The sequence below is a fragment of the Ferdinandcohnia sp. QZ13 genome (genome assembly GCF_031324165.1).
Taxonomy (GTDB): Bacteria; Bacillota; Bacilli; order Bacillales; family Bacillaceae_L; genus Ferdinandcohnia.
The window spans coordinates 415,933-428,447 of record NZ_JAVIVW010000015.1 but is presented as its reverse complement, the minus strand read 5'-3'; the positions used below and the strand labels follow the sequence as shown (position 1 = coordinate 428,447).

General features: G+C 37.0%; 13 protein-coding genes. All 13 read left to right on the top strand.

Annotated elements, in window-relative coordinates:
• The first annotated feature begins 38 nt into the window (after nucleotides 1-38).
• The 13 genes from RGU12_RS15870 (at nucleotide 39) to glyS (ending at nucleotide 12,408) form a co-directional block, all read left to right on the top strand.
• Nucleotides 39-518 (top strand): YqfB family membrane protein, encoded by a 480-nt coding sequence (locus RGU12_RS15870; protein WP_309536934.1) that lies wholly within the window; start codon nucleotides 39-41, stop codon nucleotides 516-518.
• A 91-nt stretch (nucleotides 519-609) separates the two neighbouring features.
• Nucleotides 610-894 carry a sporulation protein YqfC gene (gene yqfC / locus RGU12_RS15865; protein WP_116351522.1) on the top strand — a complete coding sequence of 95 codons (285 nt, stop codon included), beginning with the start codon at nucleotides 610-612 and terminating at the stop codon, nucleotides 892-894.
• Between the two features lie 25 nt (nucleotides 895-919).
• Nucleotides 920-2,107, top strand: a complete 1,188-nt coding sequence (yqfD, locus tag RGU12_RS15860) for a sporulation protein YqfD (protein WP_309536933.1) — start codon at nucleotides 920-922, stop codon at nucleotides 2,105-2,107.
• A 3-nt stretch (nucleotides 2,108-2,110) separates the two neighbouring features.
• Nucleotides 2,111-3,082, top strand: coding sequence for a PhoH family protein (locus RGU12_RS15855; protein ID WP_309536932.1), 972 nt, complete (start codon nucleotides 2,111-2,113; stop codon nucleotides 3,080-3,082).
• A 76-nt stretch (nucleotides 3,083-3,158) separates the two neighbouring features.
• Nucleotides 3,159-5,354 carry an HD family phosphohydrolase gene (locus RGU12_RS15850; RefSeq protein WP_309536931.1) on the top strand — a complete coding sequence of 732 codons (2,196 nt, stop codon included), beginning with the start codon at nucleotides 3,159-3,161 and terminating at the stop codon, nucleotides 5,352-5,354.
• Nucleotides 5,351-5,821 carry an rRNA maturation RNase YbeY gene (gene ybeY / locus RGU12_RS15845; protein ID WP_309536930.1) on the top strand — a complete coding sequence of 157 codons (471 nt, stop codon included), beginning with the start codon at nucleotides 5,351-5,353 and terminating at the stop codon, nucleotides 5,819-5,821. The genes RGU12_RS15850 and ybeY overlap by 4 nt, the downstream gene beginning before the upstream one ends.
• Entirely contained in the window at nucleotides 5,805-6,185 is a 381-nt protein-coding gene (locus tag RGU12_RS15840; protein ID WP_309536929.1) for a diacylglycerol kinase family protein, read from the top strand. Before ybeY ends, RGU12_RS15840 begins: the two co-directional genes overlap by 17 nt.
• 112 nt (nucleotides 6,186-6,297) lie before the next feature.
• Nucleotides 6,298-6,699: a cytidine deaminase gene (locus RGU12_RS15835; RefSeq protein ID WP_309536928.1), complete on the top strand. Its 402-nt coding sequence runs from the start codon at nucleotides 6,298-6,300 to the stop codon at nucleotides 6,697-6,699.
• A complete protein-coding gene (gene era, locus RGU12_RS15830; protein ID WP_116351515.1) occupies nucleotides 6,689-7,600 on the top strand; it encodes a GTPase Era in 912 nt (303 codons plus the stop codon). Before RGU12_RS15835 ends, era begins: the two co-directional genes overlap by 11 nt.
• Before the next feature lie 224 nt (nucleotides 7,601-7,824).
• Nucleotides 7,825-7,968, top strand: coding sequence for a YqzL family protein (locus RGU12_RS15825; RefSeq protein ID WP_116351514.1), 144 nt, complete (start codon nucleotides 7,825-7,827; stop codon nucleotides 7,966-7,968).
• A 93-nt stretch (nucleotides 7,969-8,061) separates the two neighbouring features.
• A complete protein-coding gene (gene recO / locus RGU12_RS15820) occupies nucleotides 8,062-8,811 on the top strand; it encodes a DNA repair protein RecO (RefSeq protein ID WP_309536927.1) in 750 nt (249 codons plus the stop codon).
• Nucleotides 8,812-9,446: 635 nt separating this feature from the next.
• Complete coding sequence (gene glyQ / locus RGU12_RS15815; RefSeq protein WP_309536926.1) at nucleotides 9,447-10,337, top strand: glycine--tRNA ligase subunit alpha; 891 nt, start codon at nucleotides 9,447-9,449, stop codon at nucleotides 10,335-10,337.
• Entirely contained in the window at nucleotides 10,330-12,408 is a 2,079-nt protein-coding gene (gene glyS / locus RGU12_RS15810; protein WP_309536925.1) for a glycine--tRNA ligase subunit beta, read from the top strand. The genes glyQ and glyS overlap by 8 nt, the downstream gene beginning before the upstream one ends.
• The last annotated feature ends 107 nt before the right edge of the window (nucleotides 12,409-12,515 follow it).

Here is a 12,515-nt window from a genome sequence, read left to right as displayed (position 1 = left end):
CATGCATAAACCTCAAAACTTGAAAGGAGGTTTACACGTTGGATTCACCTATAAAAGCCTTTATTGACTTTATTATGTCAAATCCCTTGATTTTGATTGTCATATTTGGATTTTTTATTAATGCGTTTAAACGTTTTGCGAGTGGTAATAAAGAGCCTACGACTCAAATACCACTGCCGAAGCAGTTTAATCCATTTGACCAAGAACCAAAACCTGAAAAAGAAGATTATCAGGCTGAGACAAAGTATGATTATATAGAACCTGCTCCTGAGATGGTTTCTGATTCACATGTTCCAAATACGTTTTATGAACGTTTTCAAGAGCTCCAAGAAAAGGGAACTTACAAAGAAACATCACAGGACGAAGAACGAATTCAAACGGTTATTAAACCATTAGCAGCTACTTCAGAACATAAGTCTGTCAGAAGCTTTTCGAAAAATAAGGTCGTTGAAGGGATTATTTGGTCCGAAATTCTTGGCCCTCCAAGAGCAAAAAGACCGTACCAAACCCGTCGTTAATATTTGTTTACGGAGATAGTACTCCTAGATAAAATATGTTCTATGAACCCCCTTTTACTCATAAACATGAGTTGAAAGGGGGTTCTTTGTTATGCCTAAAAACCTAGGACAGCGCATGAAAAGATGGATCACAAACAAGATGGAACTTCCTGCTGACGTCATGATGGATCTTCCAAGAATAACTATGATTGGCCAATTACATATTTACATAGAAAATCATCGTGGATTATTAACCTTTTCAGATAAAGAAGTACGGTTATTACTGAAACAGGGACAACTTCTAATTAGAGGTAAAGCATTTGTCATTAAAACCATTTTACCTGAGGAGATAATGCTCGAGGGAAAGATTGAACATGTCCAATATATCGAGAAATGAAACATGAAACACTAGGGGGATAAGCATGAAAAACCATTGGATGCACTTTTTTAGTGGGAGTGTTAAGGCTGTTATTACAGGAAAAGGGACAGAACGTTTTGTAAATGAATGTGTAAGACAAGGGATTGTAGTATGGGAAGTGAAGAAGCCGGGTACCCATAGCCTGAGCTTCTCTATGTATTTAAAAGATATAAAAAAAATAAGAAGAGTTGTTCGTAAAAATGATTGTAAACTACGATTCATTGGAAAAAAAGGCTTACCATTTCTCGTTCAAAAAGCTCTATACAATAGTGGATTTTTAATTGGAGCAATTTCCTTTTTCATCATTGTGACAATTTTATCAAATATGGTTTGGGGTATAGAGGTGAAAGGGGCTAAACCTGAAACCGAGCACCGCATTATTCAAGAATTAAAAAAACTTGGAGTGGAAAGAGGTAAACTGCAATTTTTCATTGAAGATAATGAATCGTTGCAACGTCATTTAGAAGATGCCATTAATGATATTACTTGGATAGGTGTGGAATTAAATGGGACGACCTATCATTTTGAGGTTGTTGAAAAAAATCAGCCAGAACCTCCAGAACAGTATAGTCCAAGGAATCTTGTGGCCAATAAAAAAGCGATTATTAAGAAACTGATTGTGGAAGAAGGTAGGCCTGTTGTAGCTGAAAATGATTTTGTTAAAAAAGGGGATCTGCTAGTTAGTGGTAAAATTGGGAAAGAAGGCGAAGAAGTATATGTACCTGCACGCGGAAAAATTTTTGGTGAAACTTGGTACAAGTCTGAGGTTACGGTAGATATTACAACGAAACTTGATGTACTAACTGGGCATAATAAAATAAAACATTATATCTCTTTAGGAAATTTACGTATTCCGATTTGGGGATTTGGAAAGATTGAATATAAGGAATTTCAATCAGAGTTGGATGAAAGGCATATCAAATTCTTTAATTGGGAACTTCCAGTTGCATATGAAAAAGAGACAATTAGAGAAAGTGAAAAAATCACTAGAACATACACAGACAATGAGGCTATTGAGGTCGCAAAGGATATCGGGAGAAACACATTAGAGCAGCAATTAGACAGTGATGCTGAAATTAAAGAAGAAAAAGTTTTGCGTCAAACCATTAACAATGGTAAAGTAAAATTGGAAATAAAATATAATGTAATTGAGAATATCGTCACTACGATACCATTAGTTCAAGGAGACTAAAGGATGTCAGAAGATTTAGTAATGAGTAAACATCAACTAGAAAATCCAAACGAGGCCATTGTTTTATTTGGAAACAATGATCTCCATCTTAAAAGAATTGAAGAAGAATTAAATGTTTCAATCATCACAAGAGGTGAGACGCTTCATGTCTCAGGCGACCCAACAAATGTCCAGCTTGTTGAGGAAATTATTGAAAAGCTTCTTGGAGTGATTCGAAAAGGCATACGTGTAAGTGAACGGGATGTTATTTACTGTATTCAAATGGCAAAAAGCGGGAAATTAGATTCGTTTGAAGAATTATATGATGAAGAGATTACAAAAACGGCAAAAGGAAAATCCATTCGTGTGAAAACACACGGACAACGTCAATACGTGGCTGCCATTAAGCAGCATGATTTAGTATTTGGCATTGGTCCTGCAGGTACTGGTAAGACTTATTTGGCAGTTGTTATGGCTGTTAACGCCCTGAAAAATGGGCAGGTTAAACGAATTATTTTAACCCGTCCAGCCGTTGAAGCCGGTGAAAGCCTAGGATTTTTACCCGGAGACTTAAAAGAAAAGGTTGATCCATATTTACGACCTCTATATGATGGACTACACGATGTGCTTGGTGCTGAGCATACCGAACGTTTAATGGAACGAGGAATAATTGAAATTGCCCCATTAGCCTATATGAGAGGGCGTACACTTGACGATGCTTTCGTCATCTTGGATGAAGCGCAAAATACCACATTGGCCCAAATGAAGATGTTTTTGACGCGTTTAGGTTTTGGCTCTAAAATGGTCATAACAGGCGATATTTCGCAAATCGACTTACCTAAAGGAGTCAAATCAGGCTTACATGAAGTAATGAATATCCTGAAGGATGTATATGGTTCTGCCTTTATCTTTTTGGAACAGTCTGATGTTGTACGTCACCCTCTTGTAGCACGTATTATTGAAGCGTATGAAAAAGCTGAGGCTGATCAGAAGTAAAAGACCCACATGGAATGGGTCTTTTTTATCATTAAAGGAACTGGTAAAATAAGCCTTAGAAAAGGAGGTTCAAGAAATGGGGAAAACAGCAAAATTAAAAAATAGATTGAGCGCTATTAAAAACATTCAATACCTACATATTTTGATTTATATCCTCCTTGCAGGAATCATGTTTTTGGTTATGTATAGTAATGTTAAACCGGAAGTTTTACATTTAGAGATTCTACATCCATCTGAACAGACAATTCGTTCTCCATTAACAATTGAAGATAAAATTGCCACAAAGGCAAAACAGGATGCAGCAGTAAAGGAAGTAGAGGATGTTTTCACACTCAAATCCGAATACGCAGATAATCAAGTGGATCTGGCCATTTCCATTTTTGACTCCATTGAAGAAACGAATAATGAAGCATCAGATGTGTTTAATTCTAAATTGAAAGAATGGGAAAGTCTCACAGAAGAAGATCGAGGGGAAGAACCTAAACCATTGACAGCTTCAGAAAAGTTACAGATGTTAAAAACAAAGCTGCCACAGGATTTAACAAATCGAATCCCGGACGATGTTTTTACCGCTTTATTAACGGCTTCTCCTGAGCAATTATCCCGTGCAAAAGATGCGGTTATTACAGCTGTTAATAATGTAATGAACACTCGTATTCCTTCATCCGAAGTGGAAAATGCAAAAAATAAAGTGGTGGAGGAATTACGTTATTCTAGTGTCGATGCTGCGCTACGAGAGCCGATGCGTGAAATGGCTCGTTTTGCAGTCGTTCAAAACGTTTATTATGATGTAGAGGCTACAGAAGAAAAACGCCAACAAGCAATAGAAGCAGTAGAGCCAGTAAAAATTCTTCAAGGTCAAATTATCGTAGAGGAAGGACAATTAATTACCAGGGATATTTATCGACAACTAGAGCTTTTAGGTATGACGAACACGAATAACCCAATTCAGCCATTTATTGGATTGGCATTAATTATTGTATTAGTTATTGGTGTACTCGTCTATCATTTTTATAATGAAATACCGACTGATCGCCATCGTAATATTTATTTATTAATCTTTGCGATTGTCTTTACTATAACCATTCTATTAATGAAGGGCATAAGTATATTCCAACAAATTGATTACTCTGATATAGGTTATATTGTTCCAGTGGCTATGGGGGCAATGTTAATAAAATTATTGATTAATGAAAAAGTCGCGATCCTTTCAAGCATGATTTTTGCCGTTTGTGGAAGTATTATCTTTAACCAGGGTGTGACAGGTACACTTAATTTCACAGCCGGGATTTACTTTTTATTTGGGTGCTTAGCTGGCGTGTTGTTTTTAAGTAAGCATAATCGTAGAGGGAAGATACTCCAAGCAGGGCTATTTGTTGCTTTGATTAATATTATTGTCATCTTTTCGATCATGCTTTTACAAAATGGTAGTTATTCAAGCTTGGATTATGGTTCATCCATCATTATGGCAGTTTTATCTGGTATTATAGCTGCTGTTTTAACAATAGGGCTACTGCCGTTCTTTGAAGCTGGATTTAACATTCTTTCAACAATGAAATTAATCGAATTATCTAACCCAAATCATCCGTTATTACGAAAAATTTTAACGGAAGCACCAGGTACTTATCATCATAGTGTCATGGTGGCTAATTTGTCAGAGTCTGCTTGTGAAGCAATTGGAGCGAACGGTTTATTAGCAAGAGTTGCATCGTATTATCATGATATTGGAAAAACAAAACGACCACATTTTTTTATTGAAAATCAGATGAATATTGAAAACCCACATGATAAAATTGCACCTCAGCTTAGTAAAACAATTATTACAGCACATGCCACAGATGGCGCAGAGACATTAAGAAAATTTAAAATGCCGAAAGAAATTGTCGATATAGCTGAGCAACATCATGGGACAACATTGCTAAAATATTTTTATCATAAAGCTAAGCAACAAAGTGATCGAGAAATTCTTGAATCTGATTTTAGATATGAGGGACCTAAAGCACAAACAAAAGAGGCTTCCGTTATTGGAATTGCAGATAGTGTTGAAGCAGCGGTACGTTCACTATCAAATCCAACTCCACAAAAAATTGAGTCGTTGGTAAATAATATTATTGCCGATCGATTACAGGACGGGCAATTTGATGAATGTGACATCACGCTTAAAGAGCTTGATATCGTTGCGAAAACATTATGTGAATCACTCAAGGGAATCTTCCACTCAAGGATAGAATACCCTGCGGAGGCTACAAAACAGAAGGTGAAAGAAGCATGAGATTAGAAATTGATTTTAATGATGAAATTGGAGAAGTAAAAGAAGAAGAATGTAAATTAGTGAGAGAACTACTTTTTTTAACTGCTGAAAAAGAAGGCGTAAAAGAAGGAACAGAGGTTTCGATTACATTTGTTGACAATGATAGGATTCAAGAAATTAATCGGGAATACCGTGACAAAGATCAGCCTACAGATGTTATATCCTTTGCCATGGAAGAGATGGGTGAAGGAGAAATTGCGATTATCGGTGAAGACATACCTAAGCTTTTAGGAGATATCATCATTTCAATCCCAAGGGCAAGGGAGCAGGCCGAGGATTATGGGCATTCTTTTGCGAGGGAATTAGGTTTCCTTGCCGTCCATGGTTTCTTGCATTTACTTGGCTATGACCATATGACAAAAGAGGATGAGAGTAAAATGTTTTCAAGACAAAAGGAAATCCTAGAGGCGTATGGACTTGAACGGTAAAAGTAGATGGACTCGCTTTATCAAAAGCTTTTCGTTTGCTTTTCAAGGCTTGCGTGAAGCATTTTTTTCGGAACGCAATTTACAAATACATTTATTGTGTTCAATCATTGTCGTGATTTGTGGCTTTCTTTTCCAAATCACAAGGGTGGAATGGATGGTTATTCTTCTTTTAATTGGTGGAATGTTTTCAATTGAATTGATGAATACAGCAGTTGAAAAAGTGGTGGATTTAGTTACAATTGAATTCCACCCCTTGGCCAAGAAGGCAAAAGATATTGCAGCTGGATCTGTTCTCATTTATGCGATCATTTCTGTTATTATTGGATTAATCATATTCCTACCTTATGTAAAAAGATTAATTTAAAGAAAATTCTTACAATTATGTAACAAATAATTTAAACCCATGCATAAATCAAGATTTTTATGTAAAATAAAAATACACTTCCGTACCAAGATACGTAGAAAGGAAGATAGAAGTGAAGACAGAAGAACTAATCAACGAAGCAAAAAAAGCAAGAGAACTAGCATATGTTCCATATTCCAAGTTTAAGGTGGGGGCTGCCCTACTAACGAAGGATGGCAAAGTGTACCATGGCTGTAATATTGAAAATGCTGCATATAGTGTAACCAATTGTGCAGAGCGAACAGCCCTATTTAAGGCAGTGTCTGAAGGTGATAAGAAGTTTGCAGCAATAGCTGTAGTTGCAGATACAGACCGACCAGTGCCTCCATGTGGCGCCTGTCGTCAAGTTATTTCAGAGCTATGTCAGCCTGATACAAAGGTATATTTATCGAATCTAAAAGGTGATATACAAGAGATTACAATTAATGAATTACTACCAGGAGCTTTTACACCGGAGGATTTAAATGGAAAATAAGAATGGCTATAAATCAGGTTTTGTTTCGATAATTGGAAGGCCAAATGTTGGAAAGTCCACTTTTTTAAATCACGTTATCGGACAAAAAATTGCTATCATGAGTGATAAACCTCAAACAACACGTAACAAGGTGCAAGGGGTTTATACAGAAGAAGACTCTCAAATTATTTTTATTGACACGCCCGGTATCCATAAACCGAAGCATAAATTGGGCGATTTTATGATGAAGGTAGCCCAGAATACACTTAAGGAAGTCGATCTAGTCTTATTTATGATAAATGCAGAAGAGGGCTATGGTCGAGGTGATGAGTTCATCATTGAACGTCTAAAAAATATTCAGACACCAGTTTTTCTTGTTGTTAATAAGATAGACCAAATACACCCTGATCAATTATTAGAATTAATCGAGCAGTATAAGGGGCTCTATCCATTTAAAGAAATTGTTCCGATCTCAGCACTACAGGGTACGAATACCCCGAGACTAGTTGAACAAATTAAAAATTATTTACCAGAGGGACCCCAATACTATCCTGCTGATCAGGTAACAGACCATCCGGAACGATTTATTATTACTGAATTAATACGCGAAAAAGTGCTACACCTTACACGAGAGGAAGTACCACATTCAATTGCCGTTGTCATGGATTCACTCGAAAGAAGAGAAGGTGGCAATACCGTCTATGTTGGTGCTACTATCATTGTCGAACGCAATTCGCAAAAAGGAATTGTGATTGGAAAACAAGGTAGTATGCTAAAAGAGGTTGGAAAGCGAGCAAGGGCAGATATTGAAGCATTGCTTGGGTCGAAGGTGTTTTTAGAGCTTTGGGTAAAGGTTCAAAAGGACTGGCGTAACAAAATGTCCCAACTACGCGATTATGGGTTTAGAGAAGATGAATATTAAAGCATAAACGTTACAGTATTTGCATTTCTGAAAAAAATACACGGATTAGCAAAATTTATGTAACATGTTTTTTAGGATATTCGGTCAAGATATTCTTACAAGTAATTGTTCAAGAGGACTGCGTCGTAGATAAACTATTTACAACGTACGTTTGAACATCTACTAAAAGTGAATGAAATTGGAGCAGTCTTTGCTAGTCTTAATAACTGAAAGGTGGGGTTACTATGTTAGATTTTACCTGGAAGGTGTTTAGTCAAACAGGTAATGTTGATACGTATCTTCTTTTTAAGGAATTGGAACAAGAGAAGACTGAGAGACCCGAAGCACAAAATGAGGAGCTAGCAGAAATAGATTTTCCAATTACTTGACCATCCTATAAAGCGTCTTTGACTTATTAAAGGGCGCGCTATTATAGTAACAATGGTAATTGGTTGCCTTGTTGCCAATGGATGGTGACAGAAGTGCTACAAAAATGTGAAGGTATAATCATAAGAACAAATGATTATGGTGAAACAAATAAAATTGTAACTTTGTATACCCGTGAATGGGGGAAAATTGGGGTAATGGCAAGAGGCGCAAAAAAACCGAGTAGTCGCCTAGCTGCTATTACCCAGGTTTTTACATATGGGCAGTTTTTAATTCAAAAAACGTCAGGTTTAGGTGTTTTACAGCAAGGTGAAACCATAGCAACGTTTCGTTCTGTTAAGGAAGATATTTTCTTAACCGCATATGCATCTTATGTAGTTGAATTAACCGATAAGTGTACAGAAGATAAGAAATCAAACCCTTTTCTTTTTGAAATGCTATATCAAACCATTAATTACTTAAATGAAGGATACGACCCTGATATTCTTCTGTATATTTATGAGCTTAAAATGCTGCCTTTACTTGGTTTGTATCCTCGACTTAACGAATGTACAATATGTAAAAGTACGGAAGGCGAATTTGCTTTTTCAATTAAAGAAGGTGGACTTCTTTGTCATCGTTGCTATGAAAAAGAACCATATCATCTAAAAGTATCACAAGCAACCATTCGCTTACTTCGTTTATTTTATTATTTTGATTTAAATCGGTTAGGGAGTATAGCCGTAAAGGATGTGACGAAGAAAGAAATAAAAAGAGTTATTGACATGTATTACGATGAATATTCAGGCTTGTATCTAAAATCAAAACGATTCTTAGATCAACTTGAAAATTTTCGACTTCCGTAAAGTAGCCTACTTGACATGGCTGTCAATTTGGAATATAGTTCAATTAAAAATATCGCACGTTGAAGGAAAGTAGTACTTATTACAGTGTATGTTCAAAAAGGAAGATAAAAAGGACCAAGAAGTTCGAGGCGGCGCGGCTTTGAGTAGCGGAACGTATGATGTTAATACGTGAGCAACGGAAAAGCAAGCCAACGAAGAAATTCGATGTGTCATTTTTACCGGACTTTTTGAACAACCTCTAAGTTCATAAAAGCGAACCTAGGACGGTGGAAGCTAGGGTATGAACAAATAAGGAAGGCGTTCCAGAGTGTATCGTTGAAAGAGGCAATAACTTTTTTATGTTGTTGCAAATAGGGTGGAACCGCGGGTAAACTCTCGTCCCTATGTCTACAATTAGGCATAGAGGAGGGGAGTTTTTTATTTTTAAATAAGTTTTCTAAATCCAGCTGCAGCGCCTAGAAACTCGAGAAACTTCAACTCCTCCTTCAGAGGCAAAAATCGCCTCATTGTTGGAGGAGTCTCCGACGCACAGGATGTGCTAGTGCCGACTTCGCCACAGGACGTGGCGTATTAGTCGGCCAGTTTTCTCGTTTCTGAGAAAGGCGCTTCCGCTTTATAATTCCGGAGGTGCAAGTATGAACATACAAGAAATGATATTAACGTTACAAAAGCATTGGTCAGATCAAGGCTGTATTCTCATGCAAGCCTATGACGTAGAAAAGGGTGCAGGAACAATGAGCCCCTATACATTCCTAAGAAGTCTAGGTCCAGAGCCATGGAATGTTGCATATGTTGAACCGTCAAGACGTCCAGTCGATGGTCGTTACGGTGAAAACCCAAACCGACTGTACCAACACCATCAATTCCAAGTCATCATGAAGCCATCACCTGATAATATTCAGGAGCTTTACCTTGACTCCTTACGTAAATTAGGAATTGACCCATTAGAGCATGACATCCGCTTTGTTGAAGACAATTGGGAGGCACCAACACTTGGGGCTGCAGGACTTGGTTGGGAAGTGTGGCTTGATGGAATGGAAGTAACTCAATTTACTTATTTCCAACAAGTTGGAGGTATTGAGTGTAAACCCGTTTCAGTCGAAATCACTTATGGAATTGAACGTTTAGCCTCTTATATTCAAGATAAAGAAAATGTTTTTGATCTTGAATGGACGAAGGGATTTACGGTTCGTGATATTTTCCATCAGCCTGAATACGAACATTCAAAATATACATTTGAAACATCTGATATAGAAATGCTATTTAACTTATTTAGCATTTATGAAAAAGAAGCACATCGTCAAATGGACGAAGGCCTCGTTCATCCTGCATATGATTATGTACTAAAATGTTCACATACCTTCAACCAGCTAGATGCTAGGGGAGCAATCTCTGTTACGGAAAGAACAGGGTATATTGGAAGAGTGCGTAATTTGGCTCGTAAAGTTGCAAAAACGTTTTATGAAGAGCGGGAAAAACTAGGCTTCCCAATGCTGAAGGCAAAAGGAGACGATCGTCATGAGTAATCGAGATTTATTGATTGAAATAGGCTTAGAGGAGATGCCAGCACGGTTTGTAACAGATGCCATGAATCAGCTTTCTGACAAGATGACAAACTGGTTGCTTGAACATAATATATCATTTGAACAGGTTGAGCGTTTTTCTTCACCTAGAAGACTAGCAGTTCTTGTTCATGATGTTGCTGAAAAACAAAAGGATGTTGAACTCGAAGCGAAAGGTCCTGCGAAAAAAATTGCCCTAGACCAGGATGGTAATTGGACAAAAGCTGCGATGGGCTTTACTAGAGGACAAGGTGCGTCAGTTGAAGATATCTTTTTTAAAGAAATAAATGGTGTGGAATACGCACATATCAATAAGTTTATTAAAGGGAAAAATACAGTAGATATCTTAGGTGAGCTTGAAGATGTCATTACACATCTATCTTTCCCTAAAAATATGCGATGGGGAAATCAAGAGCTTCGTTATGTTCGTCCAATAAAATGGATTGTTGCTTTATTCGGTGATGAGATTATTCCTATTACTATCACACATGTTACGGCCAGCAATAAGACGTGGGGACACCGTTTCTTAGGTCACGAGGTTGAAATTACATCCCCAAGGGACTATGAAAGACTACTCATGTCTCAATATGTCATTGCTGACTATCTTGAGCGTAAGGAAGCTATTACAAACCAAATAAAAATTTTAGAAGAAGACAACAATTGGGAAGTTCCAATTGATGCGGATCTGCTTGAAGAAGTAACAAATCTTGTAGAATATCCAACTGCTTTTTACGGAAAATTTGAAGGTGAATTTTTAAATTTACCAGAAGAAGTGTTAGTTACTAGCATGAGAGAACATCAACGCTATTTCCCAGTAAAAGATAAAAATGGTGCGCTTCTTCCTTACTTTGTAGCGGTTCGAAATGGTGACCACAAGCATCTTGAAACAGTCGTAAGGGGTAATGAAAAGGTACTTCGTGCCCGTTTATCTGATGCAGATTTCTTTTATAAAGAAGATCAAAAATTAAAAATCGATGATTTAATTCAGAAGCTCGATAAAATCATTTATCATGAAGAAATCGGCTCAATTGGTGACAAAGTTAGACGAATTCAGCAAATCACCAAGCATTTATCAGTGCTTCTTGATTTAGATAGTGAAACGCAAAATAAGGCAAACCGCGCTGCTGAGATTTGTAAATTTGACCTTGTCACAAATATGGTATATGAATTTCCTGAGCTTCAAGGAGTCATGGGTGAACGATATGCACGATTAAGTGGGGAAGCGAAGGAAGTTGCTGTAGCCATTAATGAGCATTATATGCCACGACACGCTGATGACGCTAGTCCTGCGACGACCGTAGGTGCATTAATCAGCCTTGCTGATAAGCTCGATACAATTATTGGGTGTTTCTCAATTGGCATCATTCCAACTGGTTCACAGGACCCATATGCATTACGTCGTATGGCATCAGGAGTTGTTCAAATATTACTTGATAAAGGCTGGAATATTAGCCTCGAAGAGTTATTCGAGTATGTATTAAGTCTATTTGTTGAAGCGAATGTGGCAAAGCTTGAAAAACAAGAAATTGAAAAAGAACTTGTCCATTTCTTTAAATTACGTATCAAACATGAATTAAACAATCGTAACATACGCTACGACATTATTGATGCAGTTCTTGGTACAAAGATTGGTAATGTTGGACTACTGATTCAAAAAGCCGAAATTCTCGAAAAAAATAAAGACCATCAAGACTTTAAAGCGACAATTGAATCATTAGGTCGAGTACTTAATATCGCGAAAAAAGGTGAAGAGGCTGAAATTAATCCTAGCCTTTTCGAATCAAATGAAGAAAAACAACTCTTTGAAAAGTTTACAGAGGTTAAACCAAAAGTAATCGATAGTCTTTATACAAAGAATGTAGCAGAAGCTTTCCACCTTTTGGCTTCGTTGAGAGAGTTAATTGATCAATATTTTGAACATACAATGGTTATGGCAGATGATGAAACAGTAAGGAAAAATCGTCTAGCACAAATGGTGCAATTAGCGAACATCATTTATTTAATCGGAGATATGAATGCAATAATTGTAAAGTAAGAACTATTAGCTAGGAGCATGTTGCTCCTAGTCTTTTTTCATACCCTATACGTTATTACACAATTAGTATATAATAATTCTAATTAGTATAACCTTTTTGAATTTGT

Excerpts from the sequence above, each read along its gene's own strand:
- glyQ (WP_309536926.1), top strand. The coding sequence starts at position 9,447 with ATGAACATACAAGAAATGATATTAACGTTACAAAAGCATTGGTCAGAT.
- RGU12_RS15840 (WP_309536929.1), top strand. The coding sequence starts at position 5,805 with ATGGACTTGAACGGTAAAAGTAGATGGACTCGCTTTATCAAAAGCTTT.
- era (WP_116351515.1), top strand. The coding sequence starts at position 6,689 with ATGGAAAATAAGAATGGCTATAAATCAGGTTTTGTTTCGATAATTGGA.
- ybeY (WP_309536930.1), top strand. The coding sequence starts at position 5,351 with ATGAGATTAGAAATTGATTTTAATGATGAAATTGGAGAAGTAAAAGAA.
- RGU12_RS15855 (WP_309536932.1), top strand. The coding sequence starts at position 2,111 with ATGTCAGAAGATTTAGTAATGAGTAAACATCAACTAGAAAATCCAAAC.
- glyS (WP_309536925.1), top strand. The coding sequence starts at position 10,330 with ATGAGTAATCGAGATTTATTGATTGAAATAGGCTTAGAGGAGATGCCA.
- yqfC (WP_116351522.1), top strand. The coding sequence starts at position 610 with ATGCCTAAAAACCTAGGACAGCGCATGAAAAGATGGATCACAAACAAG.
- RGU12_RS15825 (WP_116351514.1), top strand. The coding sequence starts at position 7,825 with ATGTTAGATTTTACCTGGAAGGTGTTTAGTCAAACAGGTAATGTTGAT.
- yqfD (WP_309536933.1), top strand. The coding sequence starts at position 920 with ATGAAAAACCATTGGATGCACTTTTTTAGTGGGAGTGTTAAGGCTGTT.
- RGU12_RS15850 (WP_309536931.1), top strand. The coding sequence starts at position 3,159 with ATGGGGAAAACAGCAAAATTAAAAAATAGATTGAGCGCTATTAAAAAC.